General features: G+C 57.6%; 10 protein-coding genes. 8 read left to right on the top strand and 2 right to left on the bottom strand.

Annotated features, from left to right (window positions below; translation table 11 throughout):
- Window positions 1-3: 3 nt before the first annotated feature.
- Window positions 4-771, bottom strand: coding sequence for a nucleotidyltransferase family protein (locus IDH45_RS16160; RefSeq protein ID WP_190929158.1), 768 nt, complete (start codon window positions 769-771; stop codon window positions 4-6).
- 292 nt (window positions 772-1063) lie between these two features.
- Here IDH45_RS16160 and IDH45_RS16165 point away from each other — a divergent pair, with 292 nt between their 5' ends.
- From IDH45_RS16165 to IDH45_RS16175, 3 genes are all read left to right on the top strand, one after another.
- A complete protein-coding gene (locus IDH45_RS16165) occupies window positions 1064-2875 on the top strand; it encodes a right-handed parallel beta-helix repeat-containing protein (RefSeq protein ID WP_190929159.1) in 1812 nt (603 codons plus the stop codon).
- Window positions 2876-2895: 20 nt separating this feature from the next.
- Window positions 2896-4242, top strand: a complete 1347-nt coding sequence (locus IDH45_RS16170; protein WP_190929160.1) for an ABC transporter substrate-binding protein — start codon at window positions 2896-2898, stop codon at window positions 4240-4242.
- A 177-nt stretch (window positions 4243-4419) separates the two neighbouring features.
- A complete protein-coding gene (locus IDH45_RS16175) occupies window positions 4420-6090 on the top strand; it encodes an extracellular solute-binding protein (protein WP_223836709.1) in 1671 nt (556 codons plus the stop codon).
- A gap of 155 nt (window positions 6091-6245) precedes the next feature.
- Here IDH45_RS16175 and IDH45_RS16180 read toward each other — a convergent pair whose 3' ends face one another.
- Window positions 6246-8513 carry a helix-turn-helix domain-containing protein gene (locus IDH45_RS16180; RefSeq protein ID WP_190929161.1) on the bottom strand — a complete coding sequence of 756 codons (2268 nt, stop codon included), beginning with the start codon at window positions 8511-8513 and terminating at the stop codon, window positions 6246-6248.
- A gap of 1043 nt (window positions 8514-9556) precedes the next feature.
- Here IDH45_RS16180 and IDH45_RS16185 point away from each other — a divergent pair.
- The 5 genes from IDH45_RS16185 to IDH45_RS16205 all read left to right on the top strand — a co-directional run bounded on the left by IDH45_RS16185 (window position 9557) and on the right by IDH45_RS16205 (window position 18325).
- A complete protein-coding gene (locus IDH45_RS16185) occupies window positions 9557-10066 on the top strand; it encodes a DUF4912 domain-containing protein (protein WP_223836710.1) in 510 nt (169 codons plus the stop codon).
- 237 nt (window positions 10067-10303) lie between these two features.
- Window positions 10304-13420, top strand: coding sequence for a 1,4-alpha-glucan branching protein domain-containing protein (locus IDH45_RS16190; RefSeq protein ID WP_190929162.1), 3117 nt, complete (start codon window positions 10304-10306; stop codon window positions 13418-13420).
- 30 nt (window positions 13421-13450) lie between these two features.
- Window positions 13451-15856: a sugar phosphate nucleotidyltransferase gene (locus IDH45_RS16195; protein ID WP_190929163.1), complete on the top strand. Its 2406-nt coding sequence runs from the start codon at window positions 13451-13453 to the stop codon at window positions 15854-15856.
- Between the two features lie 59 nt (window positions 15857-15915).
- Window positions 15916-16173 carry a hypothetical protein gene (locus IDH45_RS16200; protein WP_190929164.1) on the top strand — a complete coding sequence of 86 codons (258 nt, stop codon included), beginning with the start codon at window positions 15916-15918 and terminating at the stop codon, window positions 16171-16173.
- Between the two features lie 136 nt (window positions 16174-16309).
- The gene (locus tag IDH45_RS16205) at window positions 16310-18325 is read left to right on the top strand and encodes a glycoside hydrolase family 15 protein (RefSeq protein ID WP_190929165.1); all 2016 of its coding nucleotides are present in this window, start codon (window positions 16310-16312) and stop codon (window positions 18323-18325) included.
- Window positions 18326-18452: the final 127 nt, after the last annotated feature.

Genomic DNA, 18452 nt, shown 5'->3' on the forward strand with positions numbered 1-18452 from the left:
ACCTCATCTTCCAATTTGATCCATACTAGCATCTGAGGACGGTTTATTCAATATATGGTTTTCTTTGAAGGCTGCAACTTTCTGTGATACTTCGGACCCGATCCCAACCAGCTTGGCTAAAACATCCCCGGAGTTCCGGTAAATATCGTTCTTGAACTTCTCCGGATCTACGATCCATTCGGCGGCTTCGCAGGACGGGGAGCCATCTTCGATGCTAGTGAGCAGGTCGCGGTAAGTAAGGGGGTAATCCCGGGTGAATAGATACCTTTCCAGTTTTAACGCCGTGCATAAAGGTTTCAGCGACCAGCGCTTCAGTCTTCCCTTCGCGAGCTCGGCCGCCGGCTCTTGAGCGGCAATGTAATGGCGGGTGCTCATCACGCAGTTCGATACGATGAACTCGATGAGGGCGATCACTTCTTCGGCCGTCGGTTCGCAGGTCACGCTGTCCCCGTACAGCAGCTTGCCGTCCAAGTGCAGAAGCGGGGTAACGAAATGGGTACCGAACCCTTGGCGGGCGTATTCATCGACCGTAAGGCACTGCGTATTGATCTCGATACCGGGATACGCCTCGGACAAGCGGCTGACGATGCCGCCCATAGCGATCATATGACTGCTATGCAATTCACCAAAAAAACAGTATATATCGAGATCGGAGTCCTCTATGGCCTCGCCTCGCGCGTAGCTTCCGGTTAATACGAGAGAACGGAGATTGGGGCCGTATTCCTCCTTGCATTGTTCGACAAACGAGCGGAGCAGGTTCTCGATTTCCATCCCACGACAATCCCCCTCACGAAAAAATCCACCTTTTCCCAGTATGAACCGGCATATGCAAGTTTGCAACAGCCGGGTGCGGTCATAGGGCGGTTTAACCGTAGCCGAATGGTTCTCTGAAGGCGGATCGGACGTCCCTTTGCCGGACTGTCATCTGTTACGATTTTGTGCAATCGTTACGATGATCCCGGCATCTGCACGGAATCATGAAAGGTGTGAATAGCCGGTTCCCCCCGGCCCGATTACGATGAGAGCGTAACTTCCAATCATCGCAAATGAAGGAGGGGCTCACATGGAGAACGACAGAAAGGAAGGAATTCCGTCTTCGCCGGCACACAGCGGTTCTGGAGATAAGGAGCGATCGGTAAGCCGGAGGGCCGTACTCGCCGCGCTCGGCGCAGCCGGCGTATCGCTGACCGCTCATGCGGTGCTGGGGGGGAACCGCACATACGCAGAGAACGCGCAGGTTAGCGGCCACGTCTACGGCGGCAACGGGCACGCCGGACATAAGGGACATGTGGACTGGCACAACGTTTGCGAATACGGGGCGAAAGGCGACGGACTCACGGACGATGCCGATGCGTTCCAGCAGCTTCTCAATCGGGCTTTGACGGACGGCTCAGCGGTCGTGTATATCCCGCGCGGTACGTACAAGCTGGGCCGGATGCTCCGCATTTACCGCAATACGAGCCTGATCGCCCATCCCGGCGCCGTACTGCTGCGCTGCCACAATGACAGCTTCCTGCTAAACGGCGACGGGGGAGCCCAGTATGACGGGTACGAAGGGCACGGGAATATTTCGATCGAAGGCGGTGTATGGGACGGCAATATTTTGCAATATCCCGACGCCTACAACGGGTTCAACTTCGGACATGCCCGCGGTATAACGGTCCGGGACGTGACGATCAAGGACGTCGTATGGGCCCACGCGATCGAAATCAATGCTAGCCGCGACGTGCTGATCGAGCATTGCCGGTTCCTCGGCTTCAAAAACGCCGATGACGGATCACGTTATTTCTCCGAAGCGATTCAGATCGACGTGCCGACTCGGCTCAGCTTCGGGGGCTTCGGTAAATATGACGGCACTCCGTGCCGGAATATTACGGTGCAGGGCTGTTATTTCGGCGCGAGCGGCACCCCGGGCACGACCGCCTGGGCGGGGGGAGTCGGGACGCATGGAGCGATTCATGATGTATGGTCCGGCAATATCAAGATTCTGCAGAATACGTTCGAAGGCTTGTCCTACTGGGCAATCCGGCTGTTCAAGTGGAACGATTGCCTGGTTGACGGCAACACGATTCTGAACTGCGGAGGCGGGATTACGGTCAGTACGCCTTCCCCGAACAGTGAATCAACCAAGGACAAGAACGGCGTTCAACGGGGCACTCCTCAAGCCGGGCGGGGCATCCGGATCGTGAACAACACAGTTTCCGGAGCGGAGGCGTACGGCGGGATCGTATGCTACGGGCATGAGCAGGCCCGGGTCGAGGAAGTTTCCATCGTTAACAATACCATGCGCGACGCAGGGGTGAACAAGCACGGGATTGCGACTTCGTGGTGCCGCTTGGTCCGCATCGAGGGGAATATCGTGAATAACGCACGCCGGGGCATCCATCTCGAGAATACGGCGGATGCCCAGGTGGAAGGCAACCGGATCGGGAACATCACGGTGAACGGCATCGAATCGGCGAAGTGCCGGAACGTAACGATAGTCGGCAACGACGTGTCCGTCTGCGGGTATTACGGGATATCGCTAAGCGAGACGTCCCGTTTCGGCATCCGCCGCAATACGATCGAAGCGGCCGGCCGGCTCGAGCATAACCGATACGACGGGATTATCGTCAGCACAGCGAATTCGGACGGGGCGGTCGTGGAGAACCGGGTCCGGCCGGCCGATAGCGGCAATCAGACCCGGTACGGGCTGCAAATCGTCGCGACCAGTCAGCACATCGAGACGTCCGGCAACCGTCTGGAAGGCGTATCGGGAGCGTATCGGAACAGCTCGCCGACTTCAGGCGACATGCTTCTACTGTATTCGCCGACAGGCGACAGCTACAAAGTAACGGTCGACGCTTCGGGCGTCTTAACGGCAACTTTACAATAACTAACGGGGGAATGGGTGTAATGTTGAAAAAACCGGTATCTTTACTTAGCTTGGGATTGTGTACGGCGCTGCTGCTGAGTTCTTGCGGCGGTGCGGGAGGAGGCGGCTCGGAAGCGGGCGGCCAGACGAAGGACGGAGACAGCGCGGCTCAGCAAGCCGCGAAGAAAGCCGAGCCGGTAACGGTAACGATCGGCGTGCGGGCGACAGGGTATTTGACCGAAGCCGAAATCCAGCGCTATATCGTAGAGCCGGTAAGCAAAAAGTATCCGCACATCACGGTGAAACGGATCGTGCTGGACGATAAGACGAATTCGTTTGAAAACCTGCTGGCCGCAGGAGACCTGCCGGATATTATTTTCCACACCTCGCTGCTGCTGCCCGATCTGAAGCGGCTGAAGATGGATCAGGATTTGTCCGGCTTGATCAAGTCCGAGAAGATCGAGCTCGGCAAGTTTAACCCGTCTGTGATCGAGGCGGTTAAAATTACGAGCGAGAACGATTATTTGATGGGCGTCCCTTACACGATGCATTTTAACGCGCTTTATTACAACAAGGACATCTTCGATAAATACGGAGTCGCTTACCCGAAGGACGGCTTGACCTGGCAGGACGCGACCGAGCTGGCCAAAAAGCTGACCCGCAAAGAGGACGACATCCAATACCGCGGCTTCGAGCCGGATTCGGTGTATCGCGCAGGCTCCCAGCGCGGGCTGCCGCTTGTCGATCCGAAAACGTTCAAATCGCTCGGCCAGACGGACGAATGGAAAAAAGTCATCGAGATGGCCAAAGACGTGTACGAGATTCCCGGCAATTCGACGATCCAGACGTTCAGCTCCGGCATAAATGCTTTCGTCAAAGACCGCAAGCTCGCGATGCTCGCCGGCCTCAACTGGCTTCCGAATCTGGCCGAGGTCAAGGATCAGTTCCCGAACTGGGATATCGCGACATACCCCGTCTGGCCGGATAAGCCGGGCGTCGGAACGCAGATCGACCTGCATGTCATGATCGTACCGAGTACGAGCAAAAACAAGGAAGCGGCGATGCAGGTGGTCGGTACCGTCGTCTCCGACGAGGTTCAGCTGGATATGGCGCGCAACGGCCGGGTATCGGTGCTGGGAGATAAGAAATACCAGGACGAATTCGGCAAAAACCTAGATATTTTGAAAGGGAAAAACGTTCAGGCGATCTTCAAAACGGCTCCGGCCAAACCATTCCCTTCGACGCTGTATGCGAACAAAGCGTTTAACGAGATTACGAAGGTGGCGACCCAAGTCGTCAAAAACAAAGTGGACATCAATACGGCGCTGCGCAGCTACGACGAGCTGATGGACAAACATATTCAGGACCAGCTGCAGCAGGCGAAGTAACGGGTTAACGCCGGCGAAACGTCACGAACCAAGATTGCTGCGGATACGCTTCGCCGGGAAATCGCTTTCCCATCGCTGTTAAACTTTCGTAACGGCTGCCCGGAGCGCTCCCGTTCTGGTATAATGCAAGAGCGGTTTAGGGGACGGAAATAGTCGAAAACAAGCAGGAGGGAGGGGATGCTGGTGGAGATTTTGAAGCGGTTGGGTGCGATGAAGCGAAGCGGCGGCATAAAGGTGACGGCGGCGATCGCTGCAGCGGGGCTGCTGGCTGTCTGCTCGGTTCTAGCGATAAACCGGGAGTCGGCAGGACCCGACGCTGCAGCCGGGGAGCCGCCCCTCCTGCTTCCGGAAGGGATGCCGATCGTAAGCAAGCCGGTGGAGCTTACGTTTCTGGCTGGCAAGGCGGCGACGAGCGCATCCGATTGGAACGAAGTGATGCTCTGGAAACATTACGCCGAGAAAACGAACCTGCACATCCGGTTCCGGCTCGCCCCGTTCGAAAGCATCGGGGAGGAACGGCGGCTGGCGCTGGCTACCGGAAGTTATCCGGATGCGTTCTACGCGGCGCGGTTAACCCAACCCGAGCTGATGCGATACGGCAAGGAGGGCGTGCTCGTCGCGCTGGACGATCTGATCGAACAGTATGCCCCGAATATGAAAAGCTTGCTGGAGCGGTACCCGGAATTGCGCCGGTCGCTCACGATGCCGGACGGGCATATCTATTCGATCCCTTCCTTCTACGATCCGGACTTTTTGTCGATGCTGATCGGTACGCCGCTGTGGCTAAACCGCAACTGGCTGGAGCAGCTCGGCCTGCCGGAGCCGGAGACGACCGAGGAGCTGTACGCGTATTTGAAAGCGGTCAAACAGACGGACCTGAACGGCAACGGGGCGGCCGACGAGATTCCGTACGGAGGTCTCGGGATCAATGTGCTCATTCATCATGTAAAGGGGGCCTGGGGACTCGGCAACCGGGGGCTGGCCAATCCGTTCGTCGATTTGGACGAGGCGACCGGGCGGCTGCGGTTCATCCCGACAGACCCGAAGTATAAGGAAGTGCTGGAGTATGTGCACAAGCTGTACGCCGAAGGACTGATCGAAAAAGATATCTTCACGATCGGCAGCAGCGAGTTTTATGCCAAAGGCACGCAGGGGCTTTACGGCTCCATGGTCATGCCGAGCCCGTACACCCTGATGAATCAGAGCGGTTATGTCGGCTCCCCGGCTTTGGCCGGCCCGCACGGAGACAAGCTGTACTCTCATGTGAAGGCGCCGCTTGTCCACGTCGGGGCGTTTGCGATCACGAACAAAAATCAGTACCCTGAAGCGACGGTACGCTGGATCGATTATTTGTTCAGCGAAGAAGGCAGTAAGTTGTTTTATATGGGGATTCCGGGGGAGAGCTACGAGGAGACGGCAGACGGCGAGCTGCGCTACTTGCCTGGCATAATTGACAATAAGGACGGTCTTACGATCGAGCAGGCGCTCACGCCATATGTGACCTGGCTGGGGGGAAGCTACCCCGGCTTCGTCCGGCAGCCGTTGTTCAAAGGGTCCGAGAGCTTGCCGGAATCGGTCGAGGCGGCCCGCAAAGTAAAGCCTTACGCCGTTAAGGAAATATGGAATCCGTTCAACTTCTCCCCGGGAACGCTCGGAACGGAGATCAACTCCTACGTCAACAACACGCAGGCGAAGTTCATTACCGGGGACCTCCCTTTCTCCGACTGGGACAAATACATCTCGCATCTGAAGATGATCGGTCTGGATTCGTATATGTTGCTGTATAACGAGGCGTATCAGGCTTATGTGAAAGCTCCGGCATCTCCAGAGGGCCTGCAACAGCGCTGATCCATCTGTGGGTCTTGCTTACCCTGCCGGGCCAGCTACACCTGCCACTGCGCTGCGGCTTCTGTGAAGGGCCGGAAGCGGTCTGCAATCTTCCGCAACGAGAATGGCGCCGGCACGGGCAACAATAAGTCCGGGCAGCCGCATGCGGCATACGGTTATAACTGTAATCCGGCATTGCCCTCGAGCGCCGCTCTTTTCCGGTAGTCGCCGGGGGTGAGGCCGGAGCTTTTTTTGAACATCCGGATAAACGAGGTGTCGTTGCGGTAACCGATCTTCTCGCCGATGTCGCGGATGCTCATATTCGTGCCGGCCAGCATTTCCTTGGCCTGGCGGATGCGCACGTTGTTCAGATGATCGCTGAAGTTCGTCCCCGTCTTCTCTTTAATATAAGCGGACAAGTACGTGCTCGACATGTTCATCCGGTCCGCGACCGAATCCAGCGACAGATCCTCGGAGTAATGCTCCTCCAAATAAGCGAAGAAAAACTCGACCACCGGGTCTTTCTCGTCCCGTCTCCTCTTAACCGCTTCGGCGGCGACCACAATGAACTTCTCCAGGAAGCGCTTGTAGTCGTCAAGCGTAAAGCAATCCTCCAAGTCCGCCACCATATCGCTTAACTGACCGGCCGGTTCCGGCTCGATTTTTGCCTTGTCCGTCACTTTCAGTACTTTGGCCGCCACGCCTTGGGCGAAGGTCCGGTATTGGCCGCGAAACGCTTCTTTCCTCGCCATATGCTCCAGCATCCGAACGACGAGCTGCACGCATGCGGCTCCTCCGCCTTCCTGCAAATGGCTGTAAAGCTCTTGTTCCTCCTGGGCCGTGAAGACGAAATGATGGACCTCCCGCACATCGTCCCAGATTAGTTGCATGCCGTCCTGAAGCCTGGCTTGCCGGGCTCGCTCCAGCGTCTCCCGATAAGCCAGATTGAAGTCCGACCCTTCGGGATAAAACGAGCTAACGGCCGCGGTAACCGCATAATGGCCGCTGTCCTGATCGAATATCGCCTTCAGCGCCGCCAGAGTCCGCTCCAGCAGATCACGCCGATCGTCGCCGAATACGACCGATACGAGCTGGTTGCTCTCCATCTGCAGCGTCCGCGAGTTCGGGAACGGCTCGGCGAACATCAGATCGATGCATTCCCGGGCGGCGTATGTAAGACGATCCGGCTTCGCCGGCATGGCTTGGTGCCTGCTGGTGCGGATATGCAGCTGGAACAGGACGATCCGGAACGGCCGGTTCTGCACGATCGTATCTTTCCATTCGTTGGAGCCGGAGGCGAGCTTTTTTAATTTGCTGATGTAGCCGAAGTCGGTGAGCAGCGACGTTTTGCTTTGCAGATCTTCATGAATTTCGTTGCGCTCGCGAATCAGCTCCCGGGATATTTCGTTAATCAGCTTAAATTCGTAAATGCTGCTGCTAACCACCTCGGGACTGCGAAAGCGCAGCGATGCAATGATTTGCTTCACCGGTGCGTTGATTTTGCGGCTGAATACGACCGAGGCGGCGGCCGCGATCGCAACCGACACGGCAAACAGGACAAGCAGCGTCACTTCCAGCTTGCGGATTTGCGAAGCGATGCTCGAATACGGCACGGACGTCATGTAGGTCAGATTCGTTTCTTCGCTGTCGTATGTAAAGTAGTACGTATTATCCTGCAGCGTGTAATCTTGATCTTCCGCCAGCGGTATCGGCTTGCTTGCGGTGCCCGGGCCCGAGGAATCGAATATGACCGATCCGTTCGAATGCACGATCGTAAACGCCGGGCCGTTGTTGCCGTAGAACGACTCGTACAGCTGTCCGGCGTCCAGCATGCTGATAATCATATGCGGGTAACCCGGCAGCTTGACCGTCATCGGAATCAACTGCTTGTTCTGCTTATCCGACGAGACGATCGAGAACAGCCGGTTCGGAAGCAACTGGGTCGTAGCGGCCTGCGAAAATTGCCGGTTCCAGAACCCGAGCGTATACGGCTCGCTTACATAAAATTGCGAGAACGTCCGGGCTGCGTCGCCGGTGCCGTTTTTGTCGACGGTGAACGAGGCGGCGGCGTAATACACGAACACATTGTCCATGTAGAGAAACGGGTTGTTGATATCCCGCCGGATGCTCTCCACGATGTCGGCAGGTTTCAGGTAATTGACCGCTCCCGGGTCCTTGGCGGCAAGCTGCCGGCCGAAGGAGACGACCTGCTCGTTCTGGTACAGCTTGAACAGCATCGTTTTGATGATGGAGATATGTTTCTCGTACCGGTCCGCGGCGGTTTTAAGAGCCACCCGGTTATTTTGTATAATTTCGCGCTCGATATTGGTTTTGAAGAAAGCGAACGACAGAAAATTAAAGGAGGCCAGCAGCGCGATAATCGCCAGGAAGCTGATCAAGCTTTTGACTAGCAGAGAGTTGACTTTGAGTGGTAATTTCAACAAGATTCGCCAGACCCCTTTACTTCGAATGCATCCTCATTTGCGAAAGCGCTTCACAACGTACCGTAATTGTACCGTACAATCGGAGCGGTTGCATGCAAAAAAAGGTGAAGAAACTGTAAAGTGAGCTGGGGGTGCGGCAAGGCGCATGACGAGCCGAGGTGAGCTGAGGTGTGCCAAAGCGTGCCAAAGCGTGCCAAAGCGTGGGAGTAGGTGTATCTAGGCGTGTCAAGGACACGCCAAGACGTGCGAAGACGTGCCAAAATTGCCAAGGCGTGCCAAGAGGCGTACCAGGTGTGCCAAAGTGTGACTAAGGCGTATTCAAGTGTGAAAAAGCGTGCCCATGTGCCAAGCGCGAGCCAAGACGTGCCGATATTTGCTAACATTCCGTAAATTTTACAATATAGCACAATGAAACTATGGTGTGTCAAAACGCGGGCGTAGGCGTGCCCAAGACTTATTAACGTGCACAGCCATAACACCGTGCTGCCCACGTACGATCTCTTTGACTCCGACGGATAAGAGATAATAGCAGCTCTTAATTGGGAGGATTCCTCCTCTCCGTTCCAGATAAGAGCGATTGCTAGCTCTTATTTTTCGCAAATTGTCGGAGTATAGGAGAAACGACAGAAATAACAGCTGGAAACCGCTCTTATTCTCCCAATTTTTGCACATCGGCTTCGATTTAAGAGCCTCAAACCGCTCTTATTTGACCAGGTGAGGATGAATGTACCCGGGATTATCATCAAAGCGGCAAGGGACGGGGGAATGCGTCTGACGATTATCGCCAAATTGATCAGGTGCGGGTAAACGTGCCCGAGAGTATCCCACTGTGACAAGGCGCGGTTGGACATACTCGAGAGCATCTCAAATTGACAAAATAACGATTGGACTACTGCTAGTTTACCTCCAGGCGCGCGGGTTGGTCTGCGCTACCCCTCCGCCATGTCCGTAAACTTGTGTACAGGCGTTGGTCACAACTGTAGGCATAAAATTGAAAAACGCATCGTATTGTAAAAAGTATCCAAGTTGAAAGGGGGAGCCGTTTGAACGAAAGCAGGATGGAAAGCGAAGAAAGCTGGGAGACGCCGCGTGCGCTCCGGGCAAGCATTTTAAGGCTGATGGCGCGGGACGCCCATACGCTGTATGCGTACTGGGAGATAACCGACCGGAAAAAATGGCTCGCCTCGCAGCATTTCGGCTGCGACTGGAGCGAACTGCCCAAAGTGCTGCGCCTGTACGATGTTACTCATAAATGGTTTGACGGGCACAATGCGAACGAGGTCCGCGAGATCGTGCTGACTCCGGAAGCCGACAACTGGTACGTGCCCAAGCTGAACGCCAACACGGTGTACATGGCCGATTACGGCGTGTATACGTGGGAACGTCAGTTCGTTCCGTTTCTTCGGTCGAACGCCGTCCGCACCGCCCGGGACTGTCCGGCCGGCTGGGGCGAGCCGATTGTTTGCGTCGTCCCCGAAGCGTCAAATCCTCACCCCCCGGCGTACATTCCGCCATACAGCCTAGAGAACTTCGAACGCGGCCAGTCTTGTTGAACGCTTCAGAACCGGCAAGTTCGCCAGGCACGAAAGCGAAGCGAACCGCGAATTTCCGGCAGGAACAAGCCGCCGCCTGCGCCCTGGAATGAACTTCACCGAACAGCTGCGATGCAGAAGCTTGTCTAGCGGTGACCCCGTGTACGTTTCGTGTGTACAGACCGTTCCGTCCTCGCGCGGAAAACTAGTAATGTCCAGAAACAAGAGAGAGAAGCAGATTCATAGACGGGGGTTCCGATGTATAAACGATGGAAAACGAAGCCGGAATGCACAGGCTATCTGGCGCTGATTTTACATGCCCATCTGCCCTATATCCGTCATGCCGACCGGGAGGACGTCATGGAGGAGCGGTGGTTTTACGAGGCGATGACGGAAACGTACTTGCCGCTGCTTGAGGTGTTCGAAGGACTTGTCCAGGACGGGATTGATTTCCGTCTGACGATATCGATGACCCCCACGCTGCTCGCGTTATGCGATGATCCGCTTATGCACCAGCGATACGACCGGCATCTGGGCCGGCTGATTGAGCTTGCGGACAAAGAGAAGTGCCGGCTTCAAGACGACAAAGCGCTGTATCCGCTGGCGGCACAGTATGCGGATCAGTTCCGGAAGCTTCAGGCCAGGTTTCACAGCTGCGGCCATAACATCATTGGAGCGTTCCGGCAGCTGCAGGATATGGGAAAGCTGGAGATTTTGACATCGGCGGCGACCCACGGCTTTTTGCCGCTTATGCAAACGGAGGAAGCGATCCGCGCTCAGCTCCGTACGGGAATCCGCGAATACGAGCGGTTTTTCGGCCGCAAGCCGGCGGGCATATGGCTTCCCGAATGCGGGTATGCCGAAGGAATTGACCGGCTACTCAAGATGGAGGGCATCCGCTACTTTATTTGCGATTCTACGGCGGTCCGGTATGCGTCGCCTGCGCCGAATCGCGGACTGGCAGCTCCGCTGATGACGCCGTACGGCGTGACGGCTTTCCCGCGGGACCCGGAGTCGTCCGAGCAAGTATGGAGCGCCGCCGACGGGTACCCGGGACATTACGATTACCGGGAATATTACCGCGACATCGGCTGGGATCTGGGCTGGAACGATGCGGACGAGTGGGAATACATACGTCCGTACGTGCTGCCTACGCATGAGCGTATCCATACCGGGCTGAAATATTACCGGATTACGGGAAGCGGTCATCACCGCGAGCCCTATAATCCCGAATGGGCGCGAAAAGCCGCCGCAGAGCACGCCGATCACTTCATCCGGAGCCGCGTGCTGCAGGCGGGGGAGTGGAACAGCTGGCTCGACCGTCTGCCAGTGATCGTGTCTCCTTATGACGCGGAGCTGTTCGGACATTGGTGGTACGAAGGGCCGGTATGGATCGATATGCTGTGCCGCAAAATGTACCACGACCAGTGTCAGCTCAAAATGACTACGCCCGGCGACTATTTGCGGCAATATCCGGTTGCCGACACGGGCACGGTTAACGCCTCGAGCTGGGGCCGGAATCATTCGTCCGAAGTATGGCTTCAGCCGGATAACGACTGGATTTACCGCCGGCTGCATGCGGCGGAACGGCGGATGGTCCGGCTTGCGACGAAGCGGCTGCTCGAAGAACCTGCCGACCAGGACCAGGACCAGGACCAGGACCAGGGCGGGGGCCCTTCTGCAGGGATACAAAACGTCAGACTGCCCGAACCGACGCGGGAGCGGGCGCTGAATCAGGCGGCCAAGGAGCTGATGCTGGCCCAGAGCAGCGACTGGGCGTTTATTATGGACAGCCGGACCGTTGTCGATTATGCCGTCCGGCGGACGAAAGAGCATCTGGGCAACTTCCACAAGCTGTGCGCCATGCTGGAGGAGGGGCGGATCGACGAGCCTTACGTGGCCGCACTGGAGCGAAGGCATCCTTGCTTCCCGGAAGCGGACTACAAAGATTATGCCGCAGTAAGCCGCAGCTCGCCGATCCCGCTCATCCCGGATGCAGAAGTGTGGGAGGCGGTGCTCCAGGATACGAGGCATAAGCGGAATACGTTTATGCTCGCCTGGGAATACCCGCCCAAACATGTGGGGGGCCTGTCGCGGGCGGTAGCCGACTTGGCGGAGGCGCTGGCGGCGCGCGGCGAAGCCGTTCATGTCGTCACGACTTCCTTTGAGGGCGCCGCGCCGTTCGAGAGGCGAAACGGCGTCTACGTGCACCGGCTGCCGGTATTATGCTCCGGAGACACCGAGTTTTATCATTGGACGTTCGAGATGAACCTGGCGATGACCGATCATCTGGTCGCGTGGAAAGAAAACGGCGGCCGCATCGATTTGCTGCATGCGCACGATTGGATGGTATTTCATGCGGCGCGCGAGATGAAGACCAGCTTCGGGCTGCCGCTGGTAGCGACGATTCATGCCACGGAATGGGGAAGGCAGCAGGGCAAGCTGCATTCGGTGCTGTCCGGCAGCATCCATGAGCTGGAGTGGAGGCTGACTTACGAGGCGGCCCGCGTCTTCGTATGCAGCCGGTATATGAAAGAAGAGGTCGTCCGGCTGTTTCAGTTGCCCGGGGACAAGGTCGATATCGTGCCGAACGGGATTCGAACCGCGGGAGGGACGACGGGCCGTTCAGAGGAACAATCGCCGGGCGGGCGGGAGCTGCTTGAAGAGGAGTGCGAACGCCGCGCGACGGACGCGAAAAGCAGCTGGTTTCAGCCGGGAGACCGGGTCGTCCTATTCATTGGACGCCTGGTGTACGAGAAGGGGGTGCAGGTGCTCCTGGAGGCGATGCCGTCGGTACTGGCCCAAGTGCCGGGAGCGAAGCTGGTCGTAGCCGGAGCCGGACCGATGCGTCAGACGCTGGAGCGGCGCGCCGCCGAGATGGGACTCGGGGACCGTGTCGCGTTCTGGGGATTTATCGATGACGGGACGAAGGCGGGATTGTACGCCGCAGCCGATCTGTGCGTGTTTCCGAGTTTGTACGAACCGTTCGGGATCGTAGCGCTCGAGGCGATGGCGTCGCGGACGCCGCTCGTCGTCTCCGATGTCGGGGGGCTCGCCGAGATTGTCGAGCATGGAACGACGGGGTTCAAGGCGCTGTCCGGGCATACCGAATCGCTGGCCTGGCATGTGACGGAGCAACTGCTGAACGGCGAGGCGGGGAGACGGATGGCGGACCGCGCTTACGAACAAGTGCGCGCCTGCTACAGCCCGTCTGCCATCGCAGGAGAGGTGCAGAAGCTGTACGACGGGCTCTCGCCGCATGCCAGCTTGCGAAAGATTACGGTTCCCGGCGCACAGCGGGGGGGCAGCCCGAACCGGACCGGCGATACCCCGAAAGTGATTTCATTTTCCGCTAACAGTCGTTTGAAATCGTAATTCAATATATAAGACCCAGGGGGGAAACGCTTGAAGGCAGTCATCATGGCAGGCGGCAAAGGAACGCGGCTGCGGCCGCTCACTTGCCAGCTTCCGAAACCGATGGTTCCGCTGTTGAACCGGCCTTGCATGGAATACATTATCGAGCTGCTCAAGAAGCATGGCATTACGCAAATCGGAGTGACGATGCAGTTCATGCCCGAAGTGATCCGAAGTTATTTCGGAGACGGCCGGGAGTACGGAGTCGAGCTGTTTTACTTCGAGGAAGAGTCGCCGCTCGGTACGGCCGGAAGCGTAAAAAACGCGTCGGCATTTCTCGACGAACGGTTCATCGTCATCAGCGGAGACGCGTTGACCGACTTTGACCTCAGCCGCGCGATCGAATACCACCGGAGGAAAGAAGCGCTTGCGACGATCGTGCTGACACGGGTCGACCATCCGCTCGAATACGGCGTAGTGATGACGGACGAAGACGATAAGGTCATCCGTTTCCTGGAGAAGCCGGATTGGAGCGAAGTGTTCAGCGATACGGTCAACACCGGGATTTACGTGATGGAGCCCGAAGTGCTTCAGTGGGTCGAGGAAGGCAAGGAACAGGATTTCAGCAACGATCTGTTTCCCCTCCTGATGAGACGCGGCGAGCCGCTGTACGGCTATGCGGCGGAAGGGTATTGGTCCGATATCGGCAATCTGACGCAGTACCGGCAAGCCCAGTTCGATATGCTGGACCGCAAAGTGGATGTGCGCATTCAAGCCAAGGAATGGAAGCCCGGCATCTTCGTCGGGGAACAAGTGGCGCTTCCGCCCGGGAGCGAGAAGTGGGAAGGTCCCTTATATATCGGTGACGGGACGGTGATCGAGCCGGATGCGGCGATCGGTCCGTACTGCGTTTTCGGAACGGGCAACCGGATCGCGCGGGGCTGTGCGCTTCGCCAGGCGATTCTGTGGGACAGCAACTATCTGTCCGAAAATAACGAGCTCAGCGGCGCTACGCTGTGCAGCCGCATCCGCAGCTATCCGGAGACGGTCATCGCGGACGGCGCCGTGATCGGCAGCCACTGTACGCTCGGTCCCAAGGCGCAAGTGCTCTCCCGTGTCAAAATATGGCCGCGCAAACGGATACGCGAACATGCGATGCTGAACAGCTCCGTCATCTGCGGAGACGATGCGGTGAAGCCGATGTTTGCGGACGGCACGGTGAGCGGGTACGCCAACGAAGAGATCACCCCGGATTTTGCGGTCAAGTTCGCCGGCGCTTACGGAGCCTCGCTGGCTAAAGGCAAACGGCTCGCGGTCAGCTCGTCGCCGGACGGCTTCGCCCGGCTCATCCGCTCGGTTCTCGTACCGGCGCTGCAGGCGGTCGGCGTCGATGTCATCGATGCGGGCGACAGCTGCTCTTCCGTCGCGCGCTTCGGCGTCCATACGCTGGACGTGAACGGAGGCATCCATGTACAGTGCGACAATGCGGGCGGCCGCGTCGTCTGCCGCTTGGAGTGCTTGGATGCGGCGGGTCTTCCGATCGGCAAAAGCGCCGAACGGAAAGTCGACAACGCGTTTGCTCAGGAAGATTACTCGCGCACGGAAGCGGCGAGCATCGCCGAAGTGACCGCTGCCCTCAGCATCGTCGAACGGTACGGGAAACGGATCGTCGCCGAGCTTGGCTACGCCAGCCAGATGGGGCTCAAGCTGGTTGTCTCGGTATCCGATCCGGTCGTGCGCAAGCTTGTCGGCAAGATTTCGGATGCTTTTCGCTGGGAGATTGCCTTTGTCGATCCGGGGCCCGGCGATGCCGGACTCAAAGCCGCGATAACGGAGCGGGCGGCCGATGCCGGAGTGATCTTCGAAGCAGGCGGCCAAAGCTTCAAGCTGTATGACGAAACCGGCCATCCGGTATCCCGCGAGCACGTCAACGTGCTGTTATATATGTCCTATTTTCGCTGCTTCCGGGGACGCACGATCGGGGTGCCGCTCAGCGCTCCGTCGTTCCTCGACTCGGCGGCGTCCGGGTTCGGCAACCGCATCGTTCGTACGAAGCGGAGTTCTCGAGCCGTCATGGAGCCGTCAGACGGGCATCCGTTCCATCCAGTGTACGATGCGCTGTTCGGTCTCGGACTGCTGGCGCGTAATGTGCTGCACAGCCGGATGAGCGTGTCGAAGCTGCTTCAGTTTTTGCCGGCTTTCTCGCTGCATCACACTTCGATCGAAGTGCCCTGGGACGAGAAGGGGAGGCTGATGAGGCTCTTGACCGAGCAGGCCAAAAACCGGCGGGCCGATTTGCTGGACGGCATTAAAGTATATGACGAGACCGGCTGGGTGCTGCTGCTGCCGGAATCCGATGAGCCGAAGTTTACGCTGATCGCTCACGGCGAGCGGGAAGACAAGGCGATGGAACTGGCCGAGCGGTATCGTCAGGAATTAATCCGACATATTCAATAGCGGGAACATGCCGATCCGGGCGATATATGTTCCTAGAACAGAGACGAGGTGTGCGGCGAATGAATGAAATCCCGATCGAATCGAAGCAAATCGGGTTCGTCGAATACGACCGTGAGCGGTCCTGCATGATCGCACATTTTACGACCGGGGAAGTGCGTATATACTCCGTATCCTGGGAGGAATACTCGGTGCTCGGCTCATCGGCCAATAAGTACGATTGTTTCGTACGGATGACCAGCAGCCGTTCGCAGCGGCAGCCGGCCGAACAGCCGGCTGGTGCGGAACGAAAGCAGATGCCGATCCGGCAAAGACGGTGAAGCGAGAGAGTGCCTGAGCTTGCACAAGGCAGGGCGGAACTGCCGACGTTCGTTGGGCCGTGTCCGGAAGGACACGGCTCCACGTTTCCAGGGGGGATGCAGCCGGTGAATACTTCTTAGAGAGGGTGAGCGGACGATGCCTCGCCATTTTGCCGTCGGTAACGGCAGCATGTTGATTAATTTGGACCGGTATACCCGTATCCGGGATCTCTACTATCCGTATGTCGGGCAATTGAATCATGTGGGGGGGTATCCTTGCCGAATCGGCTTGTGGGTGGACAGAACGTTCGTATGGCTGGGCGAGGAAGGCTGGAACTGGAGCTCCGGCTATGTGCCCGACTCTCTCGTAACCCGGGTGACGGCTTATCATCCGGAGCTGGAGCTGTCGCTGGAGATCAATGACGGCGTTCATCAGCGCGACAATATTTACTTGAAGCGGATTCGCATCGACAACCGGAGCGGGGGGGAACGGGAGATCCGGCTGTTCTTCACCCAGGATCTGGCCATTAATGAAACCGAGGTGGGTGATACAGCCGCCTATTACCCGCATAACCGGACGGTGTTTCACTATAAGAAGAACCGGTATTTTATGGCTAACGGCCATGCCGGCGGTACGGGCATCGACCAATTCTCGATGGGCGTCAAACGGTTTCATCACGCGGAAGGGACGTGGAGGGACGCCGAAGACGGCCACCTGATGGGCAACTCAATCGCCCAAGGCTCGGTGGACAGTACGATCGGCTTCCGGCTGAAGCTGGAGGCCGGCGGCTCGGACTACTGCTATTACTGGCTGTCGGTCGGAGAGTCGCTGGCCGAGGTCAAAAGGCTTGATCAATACGTTCGCGACAACGACCCGGGCAAGCTGCTCGACCGTGTGCAAATTTATTGGCAGCGGTGGTCGAACAAACTGGAGCGCCGGTTTGCCGATTTGCCGGAAGCGGTCGTCTCGCTATATAAGCAAAGCCTGCTGATCGTCCGCACCCAAACGGACGTACACGGGGCGATCGTGGCTGCCAACGACACCGACATTATGAATTATAATCGCGATCACTACAGTTACATGTGGCCGCGTGACGGCGCGCTGGTCGCTTATGCGATGTCGATGGCGGGGTATCACGAGACGGTGGTGCCGTTTTACCAGTTTTGTGCGGACGTCATCGCGCCGGAAGGATACTTGCACCATAAATACAACCCGGACGGGACGGTCGGATCGAGCTGGCATCCGTTCATTGCAGGCGGTCAGCCGCGGCTGCCGATTCAGGAGGACGAAACCGCGCTGGTGCTGTTCTCCTTGTGGCACATGTACCGGCAATCCGGCAATATCGAGCTGTGCCAGTCTTTGTACGGTACTTTGATCCGCCAGGCGGCCAAATTTATGCGCAGTTACATCGATACCGAGCTGCGGCTTCCGAAGCCGAGCTACGATTTGTGGGAGGAACGGTACGGCATCTACACGTTCACCGCTTCGGCCGTCTACGGCGGGTTGAAGGCTGCCGCCGACTTCTGCGAATTGTTCGGCGATACGGAGCGGAGCGACCGGTACCGGCAGACCGCCGAGTATATCAAGTCCGGGATTTTGCGGCATTTGTGGGATGAGGAAAGCGGCCGGTTCGCGCGCGGGTTGTACCGGCAGGACGGCACCTGGGTGAAGGATATGACGCCCGAAAGCAGCGTGTACGGCATATTCGAGTTCGGCGTGCTGCCGGCGGACGACGAGCGGGTACGAAGCACGATGAATTTCCTGAAGGAGCAGTTGACGATTCAAACCGGCGTGGGAGGCATCGCCAGGTATAAAAACGATTACTACTTCCAGCGATCCTCAGATATCGAGCGGATTCCGGGCAACCCTTGGATCATCTGCACGTTGTGGATGGCCGAGTGGGAGATTGAGTGCGCGAAGTCGATGGAGGATCTGGCATCGCCGAAGGCTACGCTGGAATGGGTGACCCATCAGACGCTCGAGACCGGCGTACTTCCGGAGCAGCTCGACCCGTTCGACGGCAGCCCGCTGTCCGTCGCTCCGCTCACCTGGTCGCACGCCACATTCGTTCTGGCCGTTGTGAAGTATACGAACAAGGTCAAGGAGCTGGCGGAGCTGCGCAGTCATAATCATGAGCGTGGAGGAGGAGATGAATGCGGTGGCGGGAAATAGGCAGGTCATATTGCCTCGCTGCTGAATGAAGCCGTTTCTGCCGGTAATGCGAAATTTCATATACAATCGATCGATCAAATCTATGAGCCAGTTCGGTTTCTGGTTGTGAACGCGATCCGATTCCGAT

Source organism: Paenibacillus oceani (assembly GCF_014705615.1).
Classification (GTDB): domain Bacteria; phylum Bacillota; class Bacilli; order Paenibacillales; family NBRC-103111; genus Paenibacillus_AB; species Paenibacillus_AB oceani.

What these genes read in the sequence shown, in the direction of transcription:
- IDH45_RS16175 (WP_223836709.1), top strand. Translation starts at nt 4,420, where the DNA reads ATGCTGGTGGAGATTTTGAAGCGGTTGGGTGCGATGAAGCGAAGCGGC.
- IDH45_RS16165 (WP_190929159.1), top strand. Translation starts at nt 1,064, where the DNA reads ATGGAGAACGACAGAAAGGAAGGAATTCCGTCTTCGCCGGCACACAGC.
- IDH45_RS16170 (WP_190929160.1), top strand. Translation starts at nt 2,896, where the DNA reads ATGTTGAAAAAACCGGTATCTTTACTTAGCTTGGGATTGTGTACGGCG.
- IDH45_RS16205 (WP_190929165.1), top strand. Translation starts at nt 16,310, where the DNA reads ATGCCTCGCCATTTTGCCGTCGGTAACGGCAGCATGTTGATTAATTTG.
- IDH45_RS16190 (WP_190929162.1), top strand. Translation starts at nt 10,304, where the DNA reads ATGTATAAACGATGGAAAACGAAGCCGGAATGCACAGGCTATCTGGCG.
- IDH45_RS16160 (WP_190929158.1), bottom strand. Translation starts at nt 771, where the DNA reads ATGGAAATCGAGAACCTGCTCCGCTCGTTTGTCGAACAATGCAAGGAG.
- IDH45_RS16200 (WP_190929164.1), top strand. Translation starts at nt 15,916, where the DNA reads ATGAATGAAATCCCGATCGAATCGAAGCAAATCGGGTTCGTCGAATAC.